General features: G+C 65.0%; 17 protein-coding genes and 2 pseudogenes. 12 read left to right on the top strand and 7 right to left on the bottom strand.

Annotation, left to right across the window (positions count from 1 at the left end; genetic code table 11):
• Window positions 1–25: 25 nt before the first annotated feature.
• A pseudogene (gene car, locus MPSD_RS14965) lies at window positions 26–3,554 on the bottom strand (carboxylic acid reductase).
• A 344-nt stretch (window positions 3,555–3,898) separates the two neighbouring features.
• On the opposite strand from car, the gene MPSD_RS14960 reads away from it, so the two are divergent.
• The gene (locus MPSD_RS14960; protein ID WP_020787304.1) at window positions 3,899–5,167 is read left to right on the top strand and encodes a YcaO-like family protein; all 1,269 of its coding nucleotides are present in this window, start codon (window positions 3,899–3,901) and stop codon (window positions 5,165–5,167) included.
• Between the two features lie 104 nt (window positions 5,168–5,271).
• Window positions 5,272–5,913 (top strand): cutinase family protein, encoded by a 642-nt coding sequence (locus MPSD_RS14955; protein WP_086085407.1) that lies wholly within the window; start codon window positions 5,272–5,274, stop codon window positions 5,911–5,913.
• 43 nt (window positions 5,914–5,956) lie between these two features.
• On the opposite strand, the gene MPSD_RS14950 is transcribed toward MPSD_RS14955, so the two are convergent.
• Window positions 5,957–7,618: a PecA family PE domain-processing aspartic protease gene (locus MPSD_RS14950; RefSeq protein ID WP_086085408.1), complete on the bottom strand. Its 1,662-nt coding sequence runs from the start codon at window positions 7,616–7,618 to the stop codon at window positions 5,957–5,959.
• Between the two features lie 258 nt (window positions 7,619–7,876).
• On the opposite strand from MPSD_RS14950, the gene MPSD_RS14945 reads away from it, so the two are divergent.
• From MPSD_RS14945 to MPSD_RS14935, 3 genes and pseudogenes are all read left to right on the top strand, one after another.
• Complete coding sequence (locus MPSD_RS14945) at window positions 7,877–8,092, top strand: ferredoxin (RefSeq protein WP_015355775.1); 216 nt, start codon at window positions 7,877–7,879, stop codon at window positions 8,090–8,092.
• Window positions 8,089–9,491: pseudogene (locus MPSD_RS30860) on the top strand (NAD(P)/FAD-dependent oxidoreductase). The gene MPSD_RS14945 and the pseudogene MPSD_RS30860 overlap by 4 nt, the downstream one beginning before the upstream one ends.
• 42 nt (window positions 9,492–9,533) lie before the next feature.
• Window positions 9,534–10,802, top strand: a complete 1,269-nt coding sequence (locus MPSD_RS14935; RefSeq protein ID WP_232022531.1) for a cytochrome P450 — start codon at window positions 9,534–9,536, stop codon at window positions 10,800–10,802.
• Between the two features lie 113 nt (window positions 10,803–10,915).
• Here MPSD_RS14935 and MPSD_RS14930 read toward each other — a convergent pair whose 3' ends face one another.
• Both MPSD_RS14930 and MPSD_RS14925 read right to left on the bottom strand, forming a co-directional pair.
• Window positions 10,916–11,239, bottom strand: a complete 324-nt coding sequence (locus MPSD_RS14930; protein ID WP_020725423.1) for a DUF732 domain-containing protein — start codon at window positions 11,237–11,239, stop codon at window positions 10,916–10,918.
• Window positions 11,240–11,592: 353 nt separating this feature from the next.
• Window positions 11,593–12,921 carry a PPE family protein, SVP subgroup gene (locus tag MPSD_RS14925; RefSeq protein WP_086085409.1) on the bottom strand — a complete coding sequence of 443 codons (1,329 nt, stop codon included), beginning with the start codon at window positions 12,919–12,921 and terminating at the stop codon, window positions 11,593–11,595.
• Window positions 12,922–13,148: 227 nt separating this feature from the next.
• Here MPSD_RS14925 and MPSD_RS14920 point away from each other — a divergent pair, with 227 nt between their 5' ends.
• From MPSD_RS14920 to MPSD_RS14900, 5 genes are all read left to right on the top strand, one after another.
• On the top strand, window positions 13,149–13,562 hold the full coding sequence (locus MPSD_RS14920) for a VOC family protein (RefSeq protein WP_015355779.1): 414 nt from the start codon (window positions 13,149–13,151) through the stop codon (window positions 13,560–13,562).
• A 164-nt stretch (window positions 13,563–13,726) separates the two neighbouring features.
• Complete coding sequence (locus MPSD_RS14915) at window positions 13,727–14,827, top strand: NAD(P)/FAD-dependent oxidoreductase (RefSeq protein ID WP_086085410.1); 1,101 nt, start codon at window positions 13,727–13,729, stop codon at window positions 14,825–14,827.
• A gap of 164 nt (window positions 14,828–14,991) precedes the next feature.
• Complete coding sequence (locus tag MPSD_RS14910; protein ID WP_015355781.1) at window positions 14,992–16,251, top strand: MMP alpha-(1->4)-mannosyltransferase; 1,260 nt, start codon at window positions 14,992–14,994, stop codon at window positions 16,249–16,251.
• Window positions 16,245–17,003 (top strand): class I SAM-dependent methyltransferase, encoded by a 759-nt coding sequence (locus tag MPSD_RS14905; protein WP_020787313.1) that lies wholly within the window; start codon window positions 16,245–16,247, stop codon window positions 17,001–17,003. Before MPSD_RS14910 ends, MPSD_RS14905 begins: the two co-directional genes overlap by 7 nt.
• Window positions 16,990–18,066 carry an MMP endo-(1,4)-3-O-methyl-alpha-D-mannosidase gene (locus MPSD_RS14900; RefSeq protein WP_086085411.1) on the top strand — a complete coding sequence of 359 codons (1,077 nt, stop codon included), beginning with the start codon at window positions 16,990–16,992 and terminating at the stop codon, window positions 18,064–18,066. Before MPSD_RS14905 ends, MPSD_RS14900 begins: the two co-directional genes overlap by 14 nt.
• Here the strand turns inward: MPSD_RS14900 and MPSD_RS14895 are convergent.
• The 3 genes from MPSD_RS14895 to MPSD_RS14880 all read right to left on the bottom strand — a co-directional run bounded on the left by MPSD_RS14895 (window position 18,047) and on the right by MPSD_RS14880 (window position 20,512).
• On the bottom strand, window positions 18,047–18,730 hold the full coding sequence (locus MPSD_RS14895; protein ID WP_086085412.1) for a class I SAM-dependent methyltransferase: 684 nt from the start codon (window positions 18,728–18,730) through the stop codon (window positions 18,047–18,049). The two genes, MPSD_RS14900 and MPSD_RS14895, sit on opposite strands and share 20 nt — an antisense overlap.
• A 106-nt stretch (window positions 18,731–18,836) precedes the next feature.
• Window positions 18,837–19,115: a hypothetical protein gene (locus MPSD_RS14890; protein ID WP_020787315.1), complete on the bottom strand. Its 279-nt coding sequence runs from the start codon at window positions 19,113–19,115 to the stop codon at window positions 18,837–18,839.
• Window positions 19,116–19,648: 533 nt separating this feature from the next.
• Window positions 19,649–20,512: a cyclopropane mycolic acid synthase family methyltransferase gene (locus MPSD_RS14880; protein WP_012394617.1), complete on the bottom strand. Its 864-nt coding sequence runs from the start codon at window positions 20,510–20,512 to the stop codon at window positions 19,649–19,651.
• Between the two features lie 247 nt (window positions 20,513–20,759).
• Between MPSD_RS14880 and MPSD_RS14875 the strand changes: the two genes are divergently transcribed.
• Both MPSD_RS14875 and MPSD_RS14870 read left to right on the top strand, forming a co-directional pair.
• Window positions 20,760–21,455, top strand: coding sequence for a DUF899 domain-containing protein (locus tag MPSD_RS14875; protein WP_086085413.1), 696 nt, complete (start codon window positions 20,760–20,762; stop codon window positions 21,453–21,455).
• A gap of 133 nt (window positions 21,456–21,588) precedes the next feature.
• A complete protein-coding gene (locus tag MPSD_RS14870; protein WP_015355787.1) occupies window positions 21,589–22,443 on the top strand; it encodes a sulfurtransferase in 855 nt (284 codons plus the stop codon).
• Window positions 22,444–22,453: the final 10 nt, after the last annotated feature.

Here is a 22,453-nt window from a genome sequence, read left to right as displayed (position 1 = left end):
GCCGGTTCGCCCCGGCGCTCGCCGCTCAAGCCAGGCCGAGAAGCTGCAGGTTCGCTGGCGTACTTGGCGATGATCGCCGGGCCGACATGGGGAATGTCGTTGTCGCGGCCGATTTTCGCCTGCCGTACCGCACCGCGAAACCGTGGTGCGGGCGCGATGCCGCCCCGGATCGGCTCGGCGGGTTCTCGATAGTTCTGCAGCAGCGGAAGCAGTGAATGACGACGCTTGCGATCCGGCAGCGCGTGCAGCGCCGTCTCGAATCGACTCAGCCACTCGCCATAGTCGGGAATGCGCCGGATGGGGCAACCGGCATCGACTAGCCAGTCGACGTACTCGTCCAACCCAACGCCGTCGTGGTGCGGATTCGCCACATGGTGGACTTGGAACCCGTCGTGGCGCCGCGCCCCCAGGGTGGCCACCGCCTCGGCGATGAATTCGACGGGCAATCCGTCGAAGTGGGCGGGCTGGCGTTTGCCGTCGGGGCCCAGCCGGTAGAACGAGGCGGGCGCGATCCCGGTGGCCGCCACACTGAGCATCAGCCGGGTGAAGGTATCGGCGAGGTTGAGCTGGCCGGCGTAGCTGGTGTCCGCCAGGATCATGTCGCAACGAAAGACCGTGACCGGCAGTCCGCACAGATCGTGAGCCTCACGTAACAACACCTCGCTGGCCCACTTGCTGGTGGTGTAGCCGTTGGCATAGCTGTCATCGATGGTTCGGGTGCGGCTGATCTCCCGGATGTCGGCGTCTTCGGTGAATGCGGACGGTTCGATCTGGTTGGCCACGCTGACGGTCGAGACGTAGGCATAGGGCTTGCGTTTGGTGGTGAGTGCGAGGCGGAGCAACTCGGCGGTGCCCGCCACGTTGGAGGCGAACAGCTGCCGGTACGACAGCACGTGGTTGACCAGCGTGGCGGGGTCGACGATCAGGTCGACCGTGTCGGCCAGTCGCTGCCAGGTTGGGCCGTCCAGACCGAGACCTGGTTCGCTCTTATCGCCGGCGATGACCTCCAGGCGGTCGACAGCGAGCTGCCGAAAGTGCTCGGGCAGCCGCGGATCGCCGCTATCGAAGGCCGTATCCAGCCGAACCCGGGCTTGTTCGTCGGACGCGGCTCGCACCAGACAGATCAGCTTGCCGCCGACGGCCCGCAACCGGCGCAGCCATTCCAGCACCAGGTAGCGTCCCAGGAATCCGGTTGCGCCGGTGAGTAGTACCGTCCGCGCCCGGGCATCGGCAGCGGGCAGGCTCGTGGCAGCTGCGAGCGTCTTGGTGTCCAGGAACTTGGCCAGTTTCAGGTCGCCGGCGTGTACCGAGGTCGCCCGCGGCGCGTGCACCGACGCGAAGCTGGGCCCCGACCATCCGGCACCGCGCCGGCTCTCGACGTGGCTGGCCGGCGCCCGCAAATCGGTTGCCGGGCCGAGGATCACACCGACCGGAACATCGAAACCGTAGATGTCGTATAGCAGGTTGGAGAACGTCACCGCCGATACCGAATCCCCGCCCAGATCTTTGAAGTGGGCCTCGGGCCGCGGCTCGGTGGTCGCCGTGCCCAACAGCGCCCCGGCGGCACGCCTGATGGTCTCGAGCGCCGGCAGCCGCCCACCGGTTTGGCGCAATCGGTGCAGCCGGCGGGTCTGGCTGTCGGCCAGCTCGGCGTACAGCAGCTCCAGACGTGCGCCATAGCGCTGCGTGAGGTGCGGCCGGGCCAGCTTGTGGATTGCGGTGAGCAGGCCGTTCTGCGGTGTGAAGGGGGTTGTCTCGACAATGAAGTCGCGTGGGATCTCGTAGGGTGCCAGACCGGCCGACATGGCAACGCGGTGCAGCGATGTATGGAGCTCGGCCTTGAGTTCGGCGCGACCGTGGCGCGACTGTGCGTCCTCGGTGGGCACGACTACCGCCAGTGGGTAGGCGCGAGCACCGTTGGCATAGACGAAGATCTGCCGGACCAACGGGCTATTGGCAAATATTGCTTCTAGTCGCGAGACCGCGACGAACTCCCCCTGCGACAGCTTCAGCACGTTGTTGCGCCGGTCGAGGTAGGCGAGCCGATCGGGGCCGACTTGGGCCATGATGTCACCGGTCCGGTAGAAGCCGTCCGGGTCGAAGACCTGGGCGCCGTCTTCGGGGTCCCGGTAGTAGCCGGAAAACAGTGTCCGCGTTTTGACCAGCAGTTCGCCTCGCGGATATGGCCGGTCGGTAAGGAAATAGCCCAGTTCCGCAACGTCGACCAGCTTGTAGTCGATCACCTGGGGACGCTGAACCTCGTTGTTGATGATGACCGTTCCGGCTTCCGTGGAGCCATAGCCCTCCATGACGTCCAGATCGAGCAGGGATTCGACGGATGCTTTCATCTGCTCGGAGATTGGCGCGGAGCCCATCATCGCCAGCGCATACCGTCCGCCGAGCAGCACCTGGCGTAGGTCGGCCGCCACGCGAGCCTTCAGCGCGCCCGGGTCGGCGCCCTCGGCTGTGCCGTCCCCGAGCCGACGGTCGACTTCGCGCCCAAACCTCTCCAACAGCATGTCCCAAATGCGCGGTGGAAAGCCCAATTCGGTGGGCCGGACCAACGCGAGATCATCGAAGAGCGTCGAGAGGTCGCTGCGGGCCGTGAAATACGCGGTGCCGCCGTTGGACAGCGTCCCGTAGAGCACCTGGCGGCCGTTCGCGTGGCTCATCGGCATGAAGTTGAGGGTGATCGAAGGAGCGGTTCGTTGTTCGGTCGGTTCGACCTCGGCTTTCGAGGTACGCCAGAAGTCCGCCACCCGGTTGCGGGTGTAGACGACGCCCTTGGGTGCCCCGGTGCTTCCGGAGGTATAGATCAAAAGCGCCGGTGCATCAGCGGACTGGGCGCCGCAATCGGCCTCGGCCGGCCGCACCGTTCGACCGCGCGCGATGATGGCGGTGAGCTTTTCGACGGTCACCGGGATGGCGGCCAGGCGCGCGCGAGCGGCTTCGAGGGCTTCGCGGTGTGCGTCGAGTTCGGGGCGGTAGTCGAACACCACCACCCGGTGTGGTGCGCCGTGCGACAGCACTAAAGAGATTGCATCGGGCAGGTTTTCGGTACTCGAGGCGATCAGGCTGGGCTGGGTCTCGGAGACGATATGGCACAGCTGGGCGCGGGCCGCATTCGTCGGCAACGGAACCGATACCGCGCCGAGCAACGTCAGCGCCAAGTCGATGGTGGCGTAGTCGATGCTCGCGAATCCCAGCACACAGACCCGCTGACCGCGATCCGCAAGTGCCTCGGCGGCGAATGCGTTGGTCAATGCATTGGTGCGGTTCCACAACTCCCGGTAGGTGATGGTCTCGAACTCCGCCAACAGCTGCGCCGAGCTACGCCCGGTATTCGGATCGGTAACAACGCGCGTCGCCCGCTGCCCAAGTGCCGGACGTTGCGGGTATCCGTCCATCACCGTTTGAATGATCTGTCGTAATCCCAACCCGGACTTGCTGATTGCGATACCGACCGTCGTACTGGGCCGGGCGGCGGCGAATTGCGCATCGGTGGAGTAAAGTTGCTCGATGCGACGAGCGCTCCGCTGTGCACGGGTATCCACACAGGTAATTGACAACAAACTTCACCTCCCGTGGAGGTTGACCCGGATAAGTGGCAGGCCCTACCCCTACCCTAGGGGGGTATGGTATACACCGAAGGGAGATTGATGATGAGGATGAAAGTTCGGCCAACCCGATCGCCTTGGCTCCGGCCCGTAGATGACGCGGAGGCGAAGCTGACGCCGGCTGAGCAGGCCGTGCTGAAGTTGCTGTGCACCTAAGTTTCAAAGCGCGTACCGCGCCTTTCCAGGCGGAATTTCAGGGGCTCGCACACCTGGGCCCGGAAAGGCGCCTCCCTTCGGAGGTCGGAGATCTCCTGTGAACACGATGCATTGGGGCAAGACAAGTGTTGACCATCGCAGCTAGCGCGGCCAACGTCCGACACCAGCACGGTGAGCGACAGCTACCGCTTACCGAGTCCGAGGCCCACGGGATGGGTTTGCTCGAAGAGCTAGGCCTGACGGCGCAGTTCCGCTACTACGGGGGTGACCCCACCGCGTGGCACTGCGAGTTGTTCGACACCAATAGCCAAGCCCGGCAGGGCATCGGGTTCGGCAAGGGCCAAGTCGCCGAAGCGCGCGTCGGTGCCCTCTACGAAGCGCTCGAGCACTACCTGATCCATCGAGAGAGCTTGACCCCGTTCAATATCGAGTTACTGCCCTGCGGGCAAATCGCGCACTCGGCGCTATCCGGCGAAGCGTACGCGGCCATCCTCGCCGACCAGCCCGACAACCACATCGCCTGCCGGCGATATCAAACCATCGACGGCAGCGACACTTTGGCCATACCGCAGTTCCTGTCCAATCCATGGTGGGCGGAGGCGGCCACCGCCGAACGGCGTGCCGAGGTGGGCGACACCGCGGACTACACAGCGGTGGCGCGCTATTCGTCCAACAACGGTTCGGCGATCGGCACGAGCCGCACCGAAGCCACCGTGCACGCGATAAACGAGGCCATCGAGCGCGACGCATTGTCGTTGTTTCTGGCCAAAACGTTTCTTGCCGAGGAACCCGATGCGCCGGTCGCGCTGGCAACCGAAACTTTGCCGAACGAGCTGCTGGAGCTGCTGCGCCGGGTTCAAAACCGAATCGGCCGCCAGGTCTGGCTCATCGACATCACCACCGACTTGGGAGTACCCAGCACCTTGGCGTACTCCCCCGGTTCCCGAGGCCGGTATTTGCTGGGCAGCGGAGCCTCGCTGTCGCGGCACTATTCGGTCTATCGGGCCCTAACCGAGCTGGTTCAAGTCCAGCTCGAACAAGAGCGGGCCGGAGCCGGCCAGGCCGCCAAACGTGTGCTGGCGATAAGTCAACTGGCTGACTATCCGGGGTTACAGGCCGCCATGGCGCTCGATCTCAGCAGGTTCGCCACCTCCATGTCCGCGACGGGATTTATCGACACCCTCGTGGCGTCCACCCCAGACGAGCACCTACAGCAGTTGCTGCAGATGTTGCACTCGCGCGGCTTCACTGCCTACTTCCGGCACCTACACACCAGCTCCAACGGGGTCACCGCAGTCCACACCCATATCCCCGGCCTGGAACACTTCCACCTGATCACCGACGCGGCCGTGGTCCCCGGCCAACGGGGCCTGGCCGCCATCGGACTGCGCTGACAACGCATTGACGGCGCTGGCATCAGCACCGGCAGTTAGGGCCCTGACGTGCGGAAGCTCCGACCCCACCGGCACCCCCGCCGCCGATATGTAAGCATTTGGGAATGATCGCACGCAGTTTTGCTCGCATCCTTGGTGCCGCGGTGGTGGCTTTGGGAGTGCTGAGCGCACCCATCTACAGTCCGTCCGCCACTGCCGACCCGTGCTCCGACGTCGCGGTGGTTTTCGCCCGGGGCACCCACCAGGAACCCGGTCTCGGCAACATCGGGCAGGCTTTCGTCGATTCGCTGACCTCGCAGGTCGGCGGGCGCTCAGTGGACGTGTACGCGGTCAACTACCCGGCCAACGACGACTACCACACCAGCGCGTCGCTCGGTTCCGACGATGCCAGCGCGCACATCCAGGGCACCGTCGCCAACTGCCCGAACACCAAGATCGTGCTCGGCGGGTACTCGCAGGGGGCGACGGTAATCGATCTGGCCAGCACCGCGATGCCGTCGACGGTGGCCGATAACGTCGCGGCGGTCGCCCTGTTCGGTGAGCCGTCGAGTGGATTCTCGAGCATGTTGTGGGGCGGTCAACCGCTGCCGACGATCAACCCGCTCTATGGCGCCAAGACGATCAACTTGTGTGCCGCCGATGACCCGATCTGTACCGGCGGCGGCAACATCATGGCGCACGTCTCCTACATTCAGGCCGGGATGACCGACCAAGCGGCCTCATTCGCGGCCGGCAAGCTCAACTGAACTTGCCGCCGCGGCACGGGGCCGCGTTGATCGTCTGAGGCCACTACGGGTTGTTGAAGACCGTCGTCCCGGTACCGGCCGGGCTGTAGTCGATATACACCGGCTGCATCCAGAAGGGCAGGAACCCGGTGTTCATCAGGCCCGACGAAATCACCGTCGGCTGGTAGTCGTTCGTGCTGTAGTGGTAGACCTCGTTGGTCATCGTGGAGTCGGTATAGACGGTGATGTTGGTGTTGGCGGGCAGGGTCGAGCAGCCGATCACCGAGGATGGGATGGTTCCCATCACGCCGCCGGAATCGATGATCGAGGGAACCGCGACCGGCGCGCCGCCATTGACCGACACCCACAGGGTGGATATCGGCGCTCCGCTCACCGAGAAATTGGGTGTCAGCGGGTTGGGGCCGAACACGAGCTCGCCGCCCTGCATGTCGATGAGCAACCCCTGACCCAGGCCTCCGCCCAGCGCCTGAGTCGGGATGCTGGGGCCCGGGCCCACCGCGTTGGGGCCGACCCCGAGCACGCCGTCGACACCGGCGGACTGGAAGTATGCGTCGAATGGGGTGGTCAACGGATTGCTCCACAAGGCGTTGAGCCAAGTCGTCAAGGCGTACGGCGACGTCGGGATGGAGAACAGGACAACGTCGACACCGGTGGTCGAGGTGACGATTCCATTGCCGAAATCCACCGTGGTGGGGTACGTGGCGAATAGGTAGGTCAGTCCCCCGCTGTAGGCGCTCATGCTGATTCCGCTGGGTAGCCCCATGCGCAGTAGCCCCAGTGGGCCGCCGACATCCTTGACTTGCATCACCAGTCCGGCGGATCCGGTGTCAATCAGAACCGGGGTGCTGTGTCCGCCGTTGACGTTGACGTTGACCACCGGTTCAGTGACGTTGACAACCTCCAGCGGCACGGTACGACCGTCACCGCCCGCACCGCTGACCCCGTAGTCACCCAGCAAGAAGCCACCGGTGCCGCCCGCACCGCCCGTTCCGAGATCCCCGCTGATGCCGAGGCCGCCGGCGCCGCCGTTGCCGCCCCCACCGAACAGGCCCGCCGAGCCGCCGAGTCCACCTGTCCCACCGGTGCCCCCGGCGTTGGCGCCACCCGTCCCGCCGATTCCACCGCTACCGAAGAGCCATCCGCCGTTGCCGCCGGCACCACCGGTCGCGCCGGCACCGCCGGTGCCCCCAGCGCCACCGTTGCCGATCAGCCCGGCCGAACCACCGGCCCCGCCGACTATCCCCGACCCAGTCTGGGAGTAGCCAATGCCGCCGTTGCCGAAGAGCAGCCCGCCGGCTTCCCCGTTGGGGCTGGTGGCGGTCCCATTCGCTCCGTTGCCGATCAGGGGACGCCCGAGCAACGCTTCGGTGGGCGCATTGATTGCCCCGAACACGTCGCGTCCCAGCGTGTCCAGTACCGACACGGACTGGGCCTCGGCGGCCGCGTATGACCCGGCCGATGAGTTCAGGGTCAGGGCAAACTGCTGTTGAAATGCGCTGAGCTGCGTGCTGATCGCCTGGTATTCCTGGCCGAATCCGGCAAACAACGTCGCGACCGCGGTCGATACCTCGTCGGCCGCTGCGGCGGCCAGGCCCGTGGCCGGAACGGCGGCTGCCGCATTCGCCGCGTTCAGCGCCGATTCGATGCTCTGCAATTCTGCAGCCGCTGATGTCAGCCACTCGGGCGCCACCACCAGAAGCGACACGCCGCTCCCCTCCGCATCAACCCTTGATGTTGTTGCGAGTAAGACTATCCAGATACCCGCTTCCCCACCCCGGTTTTACGCACAGGTCACACCGCGATTCGCCTTCCCGCACCGGTCTGGGGCCGCGATCGACTCGCTCCGGCCACCCGCTTGTGCGAGGTAAAGCGGACCGATCGCGATTATTTCTGCGCTTGTTGGCCGCGACGCAGTAGTCTCTGCGCGCGAGGGCACCAGGCGGCGGAGACGACGGGTCGGGATATGCGATTGGTGGTCGATCTCAACAAGTGCCAGGGCTACGCCCAGTGCGTCCCGCTGGCGCCCGAGGTATTCAAGCTGGTCGGCGAGGAAGCGCTGGCATATGACCCCAACCCCGACGACTCCCAGCGGCAGCGGGTGTTACGTGCGGCGGCGTCGTGTCCGGTGCAGGCGATCATCCTCGAGGTGGACCCGCCGGCAGATCGGGACACCAAATGAACCCGGGGTCGTTGGTCGGCCAACTCGTCGACACCTTCAAAGCCCAGGGACGCGTGGTCATCGTGGGCGCTTCGCTGGCTGGCCTGCGCGCTGCGGAAGCATTGCGGGACAGGGGTTTTGCGGGGCATCTCACTATCATCGGAGACGAGCAATACGAACCCTACGACCGGCCTCCGCTGTCCAAGCAGGTGCTCAAGGGTTGGGTGCCGGCACACCACACGAAGCTGCCCCGGCTGCGTCCGGTTGACGCGCAGTGGCGGTTGGGCGTGGCGGCGGTGGGTCTGGACCGGTCCACCCGCCAGGTGCTGTTGGCCAACGGTGAACGGGTGGAGTACGACCGGTTGCTGATCGCTACCGGAACCCGGGCGCGCCCCTGGTTCAACCCGCGGGAGGCTGCGCTCGAGGGTCTGTTCACGGTGCGCACTTGCGATGACGCCGAGAAGCTGGCCGCGGCCTTGAAACGGCGGCCACGCCGGGTGCTCATCGTCGGCTCGGGTTTTGTCGGGTCGGAGATCGCTTCGGTGTGCCGGGATCTCGATCTCCCGGTGACGGTGGCCGAGCGTGGCAAGGCGCCACTGGTCGGTGCGCTTGGCGGCGTGATCGGCGATATCGCGGCAAAGATGCAGTTGGAAGCCGGAGTCGACCTGCGGACCGGCGTGGCCGTAGAAGGCCTCGAGGGCGACGCGGAAGGACACGTCCGGGCGGCCCGCCTTTCCGATGGAACCGTGCTCGACGTGGACGTGGTGGTCGCCTCGCTGGGCTCGATCCGCAACGTCGAATGGCTCGAAGGCGCGCAACTGGCAAGCGGGTTCTGGGGGGGCCTGCGATGCGGGCTGCCGCGCATTCGACATCAACGGAGTGGTGACCGACAACATCTTCGTCGCCGGAGACGTAGCGCGGGCCCCGCATGTGCTCTACGAGTACGAATTCATGTCTCAAGAGCATTGGGACAACGCTGTTTTCGGTGCCGAGGTGGCAGCCAACAACATGATCAGCCTGGAAATGGGTCGGCGCCCGCACCTGCCGCTGCCCTCTTTCTGGTCGGGGCAGTTCGGCGTCAACGTCAAGAGTGTCGGCGTGTGCTCATTCGGCGACGAGATCGTATTCACCCAGGGATCGATCGAACAACGTCGCTTCGCGGCCGCATACGGCTACCGCGGCCGCATCGTCGGCGCGGTCACGTTCGATCACGGCAAGTGGCTGCCCTACTACGCGAGCCTGATCGAGCAGTCTGCCCCCCTTCCCGCCGCCCCCGCCGGGCTATGACTGCCCCGTCAGTTGCGAGCCGATGCCGGCCCGGTTCCCGGACCCACGCGAACCGACCGCAATGCCCGATGTGGTGCTGACCGGACACGATCCGACCTCGCGGGGTGCCGAATTCCGGCCCCGCCGAGGCTGACTTGCTGCGCAACTGGTGACATGAGGATGTGAGGAGATGGCGATGAATGCCGAAACCGCTTGGGCCGAGGCGATGAAGTTCGAGAACCGCCCCAACCCCTATCCCTATTTCGACGAGTTGCGCAAGACGCCGGTGGCCAAGGTTGCCGAGAAGACCTATGTCGTCACGGGCTACCGCGAACTGCTCGCCCTGGCTCATGACCCGCGGATCAGCTCCGACATCACCCGAAGCCCTTCGGGTTTCGGTGGTGAAGCCCCCCAGCCCGAACCGGGCAGCGAACACGTGCAGGCCTACGGACAAGATGCCAGCATCATCGTCTCCGACCCGCCCGATCATGACCGGGCCCGCCGGCAGGTGATGCGTCATTTCGCCCCGCCCCACTCCCCCGATCTGATTCCAAGCATGGAGCCGTTCGTGGTGCGGCTGGCCAACGACCTCCTGGGCCAGGCCAGCGCGCGCGGTAGCACCCGCCTAGACGTCGTCGAGGACTTTGCGTACCCCATACCCGTCGCCGTGATCTGCAAAATCCTCGGCGTGCCGATCGAGGACGAGCCGAAATTCCACGCCTGGATCTTCGATTTCATGGCGGGCGCCGACCTCGGCCCCGAGGGGGACACCGAGGAGGGACAGGTGCTGGCCGAGAAAGGCCGGGTCAGCACCGCGGCATTGACGGACTATTTGGGCGACCTGGTGCGCAGCTATGCAAAGACCCCCGGCGAGGGCTTGTTGTCCAAGCTCCTGCACGACGACGGACCCGATGGTCCGATGTCGGTGCCAGAGACAACCGCCAACGCCCTGCTGTTGCTGGTCGCCGGCCATGACTCGACGGTCAACACCATCACCAACTGTGTGATGACGCTGCTGCGAAACCCCGGCTCGTGGGATCTGGTGCGCCAGCGCCCGGAGTTGATTCCGCGCACCATCGAAGAGGTGCAGCGACTGCAGTCGGCGGTGCAGTTCTTCCCCAGCCGCAGCGCCACCGATGAAATCGAGATCGGCGGAACGGTGATTCCCGCGGGTTCGGCGGTGCATCTGATTTACGCCGCGGCCAACCGGGATCCGCGGCGATTCGACAAACCGAATCGGTTCGACCCGCTGCGCGAGGACAACGAGCATTTCGGTTGGGGCAGCGGGATCCACACGTGCATGGGTGGCCCGCTAGCTCGGTTGGAGGTCAACCTCGCCTTGGAGATCTTCCTGCGGCGGGTGCAGTCCCCCAAGCTGGTGGTCGACCCGCCTCCGTATCGGCACAATCAGATATTTCGCGGGCCCCGCCACTTGTGGGTGGATTTCGCAGCGATCACCGAATAAATTGCACGACTCAGTGAGCGGTTGCGCGCCTCGAGGGAGCCGGGGCGTGCCAGGAAAAAGGATAACTAGGTTATTTGTATCTTACGGCCACAGTTGGCGGTGGCCGCAATTTGCTAATCCGAGCAATACGTTGATTCCGCGGCGCTAACCATGGATGTCACGTCCGCGAACGTAATGCCTTTTTCGCCCAAGGTCGTGTGAATGTCCTGGGCTATCGCGTCCGGCGTCTTGCCGCTCATGCGGTCAGCGCAGATCTGGTGACCCATGGAGACGATGTCGGAATCGTCGCCCGCTGGCCAGGTAAATCCCAGCTTGTGCATCTGGGCGAGGAACGCGTCATCGGTCGCGTCGGCCGTGGCGACAGCGGTGCCGAATACTAGCGCGGCACCAACCGCGACAGGGGCAGTGCAGGCGGCTAGCCAGTGACGTGCAGACATGTCATGCCCGTCCTTTCTTTCTGGGATAAAGATCCGATGTGGAGTCAGCGAGTGTGCACAGTACGTGAAACAGATTAAGCCCGCCGGCTTAGCCGCGCTAGATCCAAAAATATTGCCCATTAATACTTATCCAAATTTCCAGGGTTAACCTGGGATATATTTCGCCACTGCATTGTTCTATTGCTGGTCCAGAACGCGGCGGGCGCTCGAAAATTGCATATTTCGGCGCGGGGAAATGCCGGCCATTTACCCGAACTTCCTGCGGTTCGTTCTCGGCCGCTGCGACCTGCAATCATGCTGGGCTGCAAGAGGTTTCGGCGCAGCGATCAACACCGGCTTTCGGCTTGCCGGGATCAGTGTGGCAACAGGCGTTGCTTCTGCTCGGTGAACTCCTCCTCGGTGAGGATTCCCGAATCGCGCAGGGCCGCCAGCTCACGTAGCTCAGCGGCAATGCTGGTGATCGGCCCGGTTGGCGCACCGGTCTGCGGCGCTGCCTGATCACGGGTGGTAGCGCCGCCGGGCCGGTCTCGCCGTCCCAGGCCGCCGGTGCCGGCGATCGCCCGGCCCGCGACACTGGCCAATGCCATCTGTCCCAATAGGCCGCCGCTGGAGGCTTCGGCGGCGGCCGCGACGCTGGTGCCGGGCAATTCCAGGGCAAGCGTGCGTATTGCCGGCGCCGACACGGTCCAGGCTGACGGTACCGAGAGCCCACTGATGGAATTCGCCTCACCCAAACCCGCCGATATCGCCGACCCGCCCAGGTTGGTGATCGCTGCCGGGAATGGGGTTGGTGGCACCGAAGCCAGCCCCGGCCAGGTCTCGAGCCCAGCCCACCCACTGACGATGTCGTCGGTGTGTACACCGATCAGATAGCCGACGATGTCGTAAGGCAGGGCCGTGATCCCGACAAATGAGTCGACACCAAGTCCCGCTGCGCCAATTTCCGGGTCGATGAACAGCCCGCTGAGGTCAGACAACAGATCCAGCAGCTCCAGCGGCGTCAGCGTTGGGAGCGCCGCCGGTGCGGCCAGGCTGTTGAGCGTATTGGGGACGGCGGCCAACGCCTGCGGCGTGCGCGCCACGGTGGACTGCACGTTGCCCGCCGACGTCTCGGCGACTTGGGCGACTGCCGCCGCTTGCGTCGCTAGCCCACTGGGAGCGGTGTCCGACGGCGGTGAGTCGAAAGGCGTCAACTGCGTCGCGGACGCCGACGAGCCGGCGTAGCCATACATCGCCGCGGAATCCTGGGCCCACATTTCGGCGTACTGCGCCTCGGTACTGGCGATTGCCGGGGTGTTCTGACCGAAGAGGTTGGTTGCCACCAACATCATCAGCAGAGCGCGGTTGGCCGCCACCTCTGGCGGTGGCACCGTCTCCGCGAACGCTGCCTCATAGGCGGCCACTGCCGCCGCGGCCTGACTGGCCGCCTGTTCGGCTTGGGTGGCAGTGATTCTGGTCCATGCCACGTACGAGGCGGCGGCAGCAGCCATCGACACTGATGACGGACCGACCCAAGGGTCGGTAGTCAACCCCGCGACCACCAACTGATACGAGCTTGCTGTCGAATGCAATTCGGCCGCCAACCCGTCCCACGCCGCCGCGGCGGCCAGCATCGGCCCGGACCCGGGACCGGCATACATCCGGGCAGAGTTGATCTCTGGCGGTAGTAGTGCGAAATCCATCTCGTGTCACTCCGATCGGTCTAGCGAACGCCAGCGTGTTGGCGGCGTCGGTGACGGCATCCTAGGTTGCTCGGCCACTACCAAGTCGGCTAACGGCCGCCCTCCCAGGAACATGACACGTCCTTGAAACACGACAGGTCGGTCAACCCCGGGGTCCGGTGCGCTTTCCGAATGGCCTGGATCCGCGGTGCTTTGTCATCGCGGTATAGACCGGGTAGACAAGGGTGATGCGGCTGGACCACATCGTTTTGTGGACGACAGATCCCCGTGCCTCCGTGGATTTCTACACCCAAGTAGTGGGGCTTGCGCCGGTACGGGTCAGCGAGTTCGAGGCTGGAGACGCACCGTTTCCGAGTGTGCGGGTTTCTGCCGACTCCATCATCGACCTGCTGCCGCCGGATAGCGTTGCCGACACCGAAACCCTCACCGGAGGCCCGGGCAGCGCCGGCCATCGGGTCAACCACGTCTGCCTGGCTATGACGAAAGCCGAATACGACGCGCTCGATCAGCGCTTGCAGGCGGCCGGTGTGGACACCAGTGCGCGGCTTAACCGCAGCTATGGCGCCCGGGGATGGGCGCCGCAGGGATATTACTTCGCAGACCCGGACGGCAATGTGGTCGAAGCCCGGTACTACGAGTGACCAATTGGCCTCGCGCGCAGCGTGCCGGACTGCCGTCGGAGGCGAAAACGCGGGCACTGAAAGTTTTTTCAGTGCCAGCCGTATTCGTTGCCAGGTCGTCGGCACCTGGGTGAGGCGGGTGTCGCCCGACTGACAAACATCGACAGTCGTGGTTGATTGGGAGTGTGCGTTGCACCGATGTTGGGGTTGTCGGGGCCGGGATCGTCGGTCTGGCTACCGCCTACGCCCTGTCCCTGGGCGGCATCTCGGTGACCGTCTACGAGCGTGGGGTGCCCGGTCACGGGCAATCAGGCGGTGAGTCGCGCATCTTTCGGCATGCCCACGACGATGCCCGCATGGTTGCCCTCGCCAAAAGGAGCCGGCTGATCTGGGACGAATGGGGGCGGCGCCTGGGTGTGGAACTGCTCTGCAGTGATGGAGTAGTGGCTATTGGCCCGGTGGCCGAGCGTCGGTTGGGTGTGCTCGAGGCTGTCGGCGACTGCCCTGCGCGGCGGATCGGCACCGACGAACTGCACCGTCGGCTACCGATCTACGCGGACTTCGACGGCGTCGCGGTGCTCGACGAGCGCGGTGGGGCGATTCGCACCACGCGGGCGATCTCGGCACTCACGGCCGCGCTGGCTGACCGGTTGGTCACCGACGAGGTCCTGCTGGTCCGCACCACCTCCGCCGGCACGGTCGAAGTTCGCACCGGCGGCGCGGTTGCCGAGCATGGCCGCCTGGTCGTGTGCGCCGGGCGCGGGACCGCTGCGCTGGCTCGCGGTGTCGGTCTAGCGCTGCCCGTGCGCGAGGGTGCCCACGTGCGTCTCACCTATCGCGTTCGCGGCGAGCCGCCACCTGGGCTGGCGTGCCTGCAGGACGGTGCCACCGGTTTCGGTGAGACCGGCATCTATGCGGCCGCGGAGGCTGGCAACCGGCGCTACGCCGTCGGACTCAACGAATACGTTGACGCTCCCGGCGGTGGCCTGCTGGCGCCCGCAGCGCTTGCCCGGCTAGGCGAGCGGGCCAATGCCTACGTTGAGCGCGCTTTGCCGGGGCTTGATCCCGCTCCCGTCGACATCCGGCATTGCTGGGTCACCGAGCTACCGTGGGGTTCCGACGGCGTGGGGGTCTGGCAGTGCGACGGGATCTTCTTCATCGCCGGGCACAACCTCTTCAAGCACGCACGGGCGCTGGGCAGCGAGCTGGCCGCGGCCGCCGGTGGTGACCACCTGTTCGACGACTTGCGGCCCGAGGCACAGCTGGGTTCGCGAAGCCCGCAGTAGCGGCCGGCGGGCATGAGCCAGCGTCTGCACGCGTTGCGTCGATTAGTTCATCGAACTATAGTCTGGACAAATGTCCAGTTTGCTGTCGCGGCGTCCGAGGCTTCGTTGACCGCCCTGGGCTTGGCGCGCTTCCCTGGCCGCTCACCAGTGGAGAAGAGTTAAGTATGCGAATTGCCCTGTTGTCCTATCGCAGTAAGACTCATTGTGGCGGACAGGGTGTCTATGTGCGTCATCTCAGCCGCGGGTTGGTGGACCTCGGCCATGACGTCGAAGTTTTTTCCGGGCAGCCCTATCCGGAGCTGCTTGATCCGCGGGTGCGGCTGACCGAAGTGCCAAGTCTTGATCTCTACCGCGAGCCGGATCCGTTTCGGGTCCCGCATCCGAGCGAGATCCGCGATTCAATAGACCTGCTGGAACTCTTCACCATGTGGACAGCGGGCTTTCCCGAGCCGCGAACCTTCTCGCTGCGCGTCGCCCGACTGCTGGCCGATCGCATTGGCGACTTCGACCTCGTGCACGACAATCAGAGCCTGGGAACCGGCCTGCTGCGCATCGCCGCCATGGGGCTACCGGTGGTGGCCACCGTCCACCACCCCATCACGCGGGACAGAGTGCTTGATCTCGCGGCCGCGCGATGGTGGCGAAAACCGTTGGTGCACCGCTGGTATGGATTCTCTGCCATGCAGAAGCAGGTGGCGCGCCAGCTGCCGCACCTGCTGACCGTCTCCTCGTCATCGGCCGCGGACATCGTCACTGATTTCGGAGTTTCGCCCGATCAGCTAAATGTGGTGCCACTCGGCGTCGACACCGAATTGTTCGAGCCCGGAGTCGGCCCACGGAAACCGGGCCGCGTCATGGCGATCGCAAGTGCCGATACGCCCCTCAAAGGGGTCAGCACACTGCTTCACGCAGTCGCCAAGCTACGGGTGAACCGCGAGATTGAGTTACGGCTGGTGGCGAAGGTGGAACCCAATGGCCCCACCGAAAAACTCATCGCCGAACTGGGGGTCTCCGACATCGTTCACATCAGCAACGGGCTCTCGGATGCGCAGCTAGCGGCCTTGTTCGCTTCGGCTGAGGTCGCCTGCATTCCTTCTCTCTACGAGGGATTTTCGCTTCCCGCGGTAGAAGCGATGGCGAGCGGAACTCCGATAGTCGCCAGCCGGGTAGGAGCATTGCCCGAAGTGTTGGGCACTGACGGTGCCTGCGCGCAGCTGGTTCCGGCCGCCGATGTCGGCGCGCTGACCCACGCGCTGGGCGAGCTTCTCGATTCTCCGGACAAGCGTCGCAGCCTCGGCGAAGCCGGGCGGCAGCGGGCCCTCGGTGTGTTCAGCTGGGAAGCGGTGGCCGCGCAAACCGTGCGAGTCTATGCCGCTGCGATCGAGCGAACAACGACCGCACCTGAAAGCAATGCTCAATGCTGACAGTTGATTTCGACCGCCTAGGTATCGGTCCTGGCGCCACGGTCATCGACGTGGGCTGCGGTGCTGGCCGGCACGCGTTCGAAGCGTACCGACGCGGTGCCGATGTCGTCGCCTTCGACCGGGATGCGGCAGAACTGCGTGCGGTGGACACCATGTTGGCTGCAATGGCGCAGACGGGTGAGGCGCCGGCCGCGGCATCGGCGAAAGTGGTTCTCGGTGACGCGCTTGCGTTGCCGTATCCGGACGAAACATTCGACTGCGTCATCGCGTCCGAGATTCTGGAGCATGTGCCACAAGACGACGCAGCAATCGCTGAACTGGTCAGGGTGCTCAAAGTCGGTGGCACCCTTGCGGTTAGCGTGCCGCGATGGCTTCCCGAGCGAGTGTGCTGGCTGCTCTCGGACGAGTACCACAGCAACGAAGGTGGCCACGTGCGGGTCTACCGGGCCAGCGAGTTGCGCGAAAAGATCACTCGCCACCCAATGGCCTTGACCCACGCCCATCACGCCCATGCGCTGCACTCGCCATTCTGGTGGCTGAAATGCGCTGTCGGTGTGTCGAATGCGGACCACCCCTTGGTGGCCGCGTATCACAAGCTGCTGGTGTGGGATCTGATGCGGCGGCCCAGGGTAGCGCGGATGGCCGAGTCGGTTCTCAATCCGCTGGTGGGTAAGAGTGTCGCGATGTATTTCGACAAGCGGGAATCGGCGCAAAGCCCAGCAGATTTGGGACATTCAGTTGCATCGGCCTAGTCCGCCGGCGGTGCCGGGTGCCCTGACTCGCGATCAATGTCGGCAGACGGCCCAATCCATTGCTTCCGCACAAGAACCCTCGGGCGCCATCCCGTGGTTTGTGGGTGGCCACACCGACCCGTGGGATCATGTGGAGTGTGCGATGGCGCTCACCGCTGCCGGACTTCTCGAGCAGGCGCGCGCCGCATTCGACTGGAGTCGCCGCGCGCAGCGGGCCGACGGGTCATGGCCGATTCAAATCCGCACGGGCACTGTCGAAGATGAAAACAGTGACAGTAACTTCTGTGCCTACATCGCGACCGGAATCTGGCACCATGTGCTCGTGACCGGCGACAAGTCATTCGCCGTCACGATGTGGCCGGTGGTGCGCAAGGCGATCGACTTCGTCATCGACCTGCAGGTGGGTAATGGCGAAATATGTTGGGCTCGAAGTGAGTCCGGGCCACTGACGGAGGCCCTGATGACCGGGTGCGCCAGCATCTTTCACGCCATGAGGTGTGCGCTGGCGCTGGCGGATTTTGTCGGGGAGCCCCAGCCGGAGTGGGAACTGGCGCTCGGTCGGCTTGGCCACGCCATCGTCGCGCACCCGGAGGCGTTCGCTGAAAAGGAGCGCTACTCGATGGACTGGTACTACTCCATCCTCGGCGGTGCGCTACGCGGGCCGGCAGCGGCCGCCAGAATTGACCACCGCTGGAATGACTTTGTTGTCGGCGGCCTCGGTATTCGCTGCGTCGACGACCGGCCGTGGGTGACGGGAGCCGAAACATGCGAATTGGTGCTGGCGCTCGACGCCATCGGTCACCGCGCCGCGGCGCATGAACAGTTCGCGGCGATGCAGCACCTGCGCGAAGACGACGGGTCCTACTGGACGGGATTGGTCTTCGCAGACGGGAAGCGTTGGCCCGAGGAACGCACCACCTGGACCGCTGCGGCGATGATCCTCGCCGCGGATGCGCTATCGAATACCACTCGGGGTGCCGGCATCTTCCGTGGGCATGCGCTGCCCACGGGCCTGCAAACCGACTTCGATTGCGAGTGCGTCGTCAGCAGGCCCGGCCGCTAACCTCGATCTGGTCGCCGGGGCCCCCGCTAGTGCGCTCGAGAAGCCGTAGTGACCCGGTCGCCGAAATCTCCTGAAATTGACTGGAATCGATGGGACGGCGGTAGATGTGGTACGGCGCCCTGCCGCCGTCTGCGGGGTTGGGGAACACATCGTGGATGATGAGCGCTCCCCCTGGGCTCACCCATCTGGCCCAGCCCTCGAAGTCCTGCGCGGCGGCAGCCTCGGTGTGACCTCCATCGATGAACAGCAACTGCAGCGGTGATCGCCACCCCCGGGCCACGATCGGCGATTTGCCCACGACGGTCACCACATGGTCGTCCAGGCCGGAAGAGTCCAGCGTGCGCCGGAAGGTTGGAAGGGTGTCGAACAGTCCAGTGATCTCATCGACCAGTGAATCGTCGTGGTATTCCGAACCGGGCTGGTGTTCCTCAGAGCCGTGATGATGGTCGACGGTGTAGAGGACGCTGGAGCATTGTTGCGCCGCGGCGCCGAGCAACAGGGTGGACTTGCCGCAGTAGGTCCCGATTTCCACACCGAGCCCGCCATTGAAGTACCGCAGCGCGGCGTTGAACAGGGCCTCCCCCTCATCGGCCGGCATGAATCCAGGCACCTGGTCGGCCAGCGCGAAGATTCGCTGCACCGCACTGGGGATGTCGCTGCTCATCACCAAAATCTAGCGTCACGCCAATTCTGGTGACACCGTGGTCCCGCAGGTTGCTGGGTGATAGCCAATACGTCCCGTCCTGGACAGGCGTCCGGCGAAGATGGTGCTAGCCGTGTGGCGCTTCGGAGATCTTGGTGTCGGGCTTGCCCAACGCTTGGCAGTAAGTCATTGCGGACAGACGAGTGGCCGAGATCTCGAGGTTCGTCGGGTCTTTGCCGCTCTTGTCCTTGAGCATCTTGCCGACTTCTTCGCTCTGTTTCTTCTCGTCTTGCGTGGTGAAGTCCTTGCACTTGGTGTCACCGCCGGTGTTGACGATCTCGGAGGCAGAGCATCCGGTGAACAGCAGCGCTGCGGTCGCTACGGTGGTTGGCACAATGAGCCGCATTGTCGCCCTTCCTCAATTCGGGGTATGCGTTATATATAGACCAAACGCCGCAGTCGCAAACGCTCGGTTCGACTAATCCCTAGCAAGCTACTGGCGTCGGCGCCGCGGTGCGGGTTCGGAGACTGCCTCAGCTGACCAGTTGAGAAGGATCTAGCGGTGCATGCACGTCCCGGACAATGGTGCAAGAGTGGGTCAGCGCCGGTCGATACGTGGTAGCGCCGCATTCGCATTCCCAGCAGGTGTGCCGACCACACGAGCATCGGATGACCGCAACGATCATGTGCCCCGGAAGCAGCCAGTGGCCACGCTTACACCGCCGGGGCGGGGCGTCCATCCACTGGGTGCGGGAGCCGTGCTCGAAACGGCCGACGTCAACACTCACCGCAACACCGTCGCACCCGTGGTCAGGCGATGCCAGTGCGGTGTGCAAATCGTGATGAATTGTGGCCGTTCGTTGACCGTGTCGTTGTAGTCCAAGCTGCGATGGCGCGCCGACCTCGAGAAGATGCAGCGCCCGGAACGCCGATCGCGGGCTAGTTCTGCAGGGTGAACTGATTGACGTCAATGTGACCGCGGCGGAAGGCATCTGCGCAGCCGGTCAGGTATTTCAGGTAGCGCTCATAGACTTCTTCGGATTGAATCTCGATGGCCTCGTCCCGGTAGGCGTACAGGGCTTGGGCCCACAGAGCCAGGGTTCTGGCATAGTGCGGCTGCAGCGACTGGCGACGGGTCAGCGTGAAGCCCGCCCTGCCCGCGTGCTGCTGCACCATGTCGATCGACGGCAACCGGCCGCCCGGGAAGATCTCGGTCACAATGAATTTGACGAATCGGATCATGTCAATCGAGATCGGTATTCCCCGATCGCTGATCTGCTCTCGGGTTAAGCCGGTGATCGTGTGCAGCAGCATCACCCCGCCGCGCGGTAAGACCCGATGCGCCATCGCAAAGAAGTCGTCGTAGCGGTCGTGACCGAAGTGTTCGAACGCGCCGATCGAGACGATGCGGTCGACGGGCTCGTCGAACTGCTCCCAGCCCTTCAGCAGCACCCGCCGGGTGCGTGCGGTGTCCAGCTGGTCGAACGATTTCTGCACGTGGGCGGCCTGGTTGTTGGACAGGGTGAGGCCGACGACGTTGACGTCGTGTTTCTCGATCGCGCGGCGCATGGTGGCGCCCCAGCCGCAGCCGATATCGAGCAGTGTCATGCCGGGCTCCAAGCCCAGTTTGCCCAGCGCCAGGTCGATCTTGGCGATCTGTGCCTCTTCCAGTGTCATGTCGTCGCGCTCGAAGTAGGCGCAGCTGTAGGTCTGGGTGGGGTCCAGAAATAGCCGGAAGAAATCGTCGGATAGGTCGTAATGCGCCTGGACGTCGTCGAAATGCGGTACCAGCCGTTGAGCCATGGTTGTGTGCCTTTCCGGGCCCACCGGCCCCCCAAGATTTCCCGTCCCCCAACCCCTGCAGGGTTTCCCGCCAGCCGAGAACGGCAAACACTGCCACCTCCGATGCGGTGCTGGCCTGCACTTATCCGTCAGAACCGCGCGGTGAAAGGCCACCGTAGGGGCATCGACGGCCCTGGCGCGATGACTTCCGGCCGCCGCGGCGGTCATAACAAGTGATCACCAAACATCGACCTCAAAGGCGGATTCCATGGCAAAGGCCCTGCCAGCAAGCCTTGATCACCTGACCTGGCGCGCCGCGCTCGGCGAGCTGCGCGAGCGCGAGAAGGCTGCCACTCGCGAACTGGATGCGATTGCCGCGCAGCGGCGCCAGTTGCCGATGGTGCGGCTGGCCGACTACACGCTGATCGGTGCGGACGGGCCGGTCCGGCTGGTCGATGTGTTCGATGGCCGCGCGCAGCTGATCGTCTACCACCACATGTGGACCGATGGCGCCGAGTGGCAGTGCGGCGGGTGTACCGGCTTCACGTCGCAGTTCACCCGGCTGGAGTTCCTGGCTCACTATGACGCGCGTTTTGTGATCGTCACGACCGGGCCGATCAACGACGCGCTCGCCTACAAGCACAAGGTGGGCAACAGGATGCCGTGGTATTCGTCCTCGGAGAGCTCGTTCGCCGCTGACCTGGATGCGCCGGCCGGCGGAGGCTTTGCGGTCAATGTGTTACTGCGTGATGGTGACACCGTCTACCGCACTTGGCATACGACCGGTCGAGGCGCCGAGCAACTCAGCTACATGTTTGGGCTGATCGACCTGCTGCCGTGGGGGCGCCAGGAGCAATGGCAGGATTCGCCCGCCGGATGGCCGTCCCGACCGACCTACTCGGGCTGGCTGGGCTCACGCGAGATCGCCTTGGCCTACGGCCCCGGCGACACTGCTGGCCCCTAGCCACTGGTCGCGGGGCCGGGAAAGGCCGTCGCGGTGCGTTCGTCGCACCGGCGACGGGTACTCGGGAGGTATCCGTAGGCTCATCGGTGCGTGTCGCCAGCTCGCAGAAGACTCCTGAAGAAGAGGTGGACAGGTGCAGGCTAGAGGGCAGGTGCTGATCTCTGTGGCTGAGTTGACCGACCACATCCGGGCCGGCTTGCCGGTGACGATATTGGACGTGCGATGGCAGCTCGGCGAACCCGACGGGCACCCGTCCTACCTGCGCGGCCACCTACCGGGAGCGGTGTATGTGTCGCTCGAGGCGGAACTCAGCGACCACACCGTCGCCGGGCGCGGCCGGCACCCGCTACCGTCGGGGCGCAATCTCGAGATCGCCGCGCGCCGATGGGGAGTGCAGCAGGACGAATTGGTCGTGGTCTACGACGACTGGAACCGGACCGGTTCGGCCCGAGCATGGTGGCTGTTGACCACGGCAGGGGTAGCGAATGTGCGCATCCTGGATGGAGGTCTGGGCGCGTGGCGCCGCGCCGGTGGGCACTTGCAGACGGGAGCCGTTCACCCCCGCGCCGGCAATGTGTCTGTGCTGCATGAGGATTTGTACGTCGGAAGCCGTCCGACATTGACGGCGAGCCAAGTTGGCGCAGGAGTCACGACACTGCTCGATGCCCGCGCGCCCGAGCGCTTCCGTGGTGATGTCGAGCCGATCGACCCGGTCGGCGGCCACATTCCCGGCGCGAAGAACCTTCCCAGCGGCGCCGTCCTGACCGCGGACGGAACGTTTGTGGACACCGGCGCGCTCGACGAACTCCTGTCCGGATGTGGCATTGATCGGGACGGCGCCATGGGCGCCTACTGCGGCTCGGGCATCACCGCCGCAGTCACCGTGGCGGCCTTGGTCGCCGCGGGCGGCGACGCGGCGCTGTACCCGGGTTCATGGTCGGAGTGGTGTTCGGATCCCAATCGTCCCGTGGAACGCAGCACCGAATGAACCCACGGCC

The sequence above is a fragment of the Mycobacterium pseudoshottsii JCM 15466 genome (genome assembly GCF_003584745.1).
Taxonomy (GTDB): Bacteria; Actinomycetota; Actinomycetes; order Mycobacteriales; family Mycobacteriaceae; genus Mycobacterium; species Mycobacterium marinum.
Note: the sequence above shows the minus strand (reverse complement) of the source record. Positions and strands in the feature narration are given on the sequence as shown.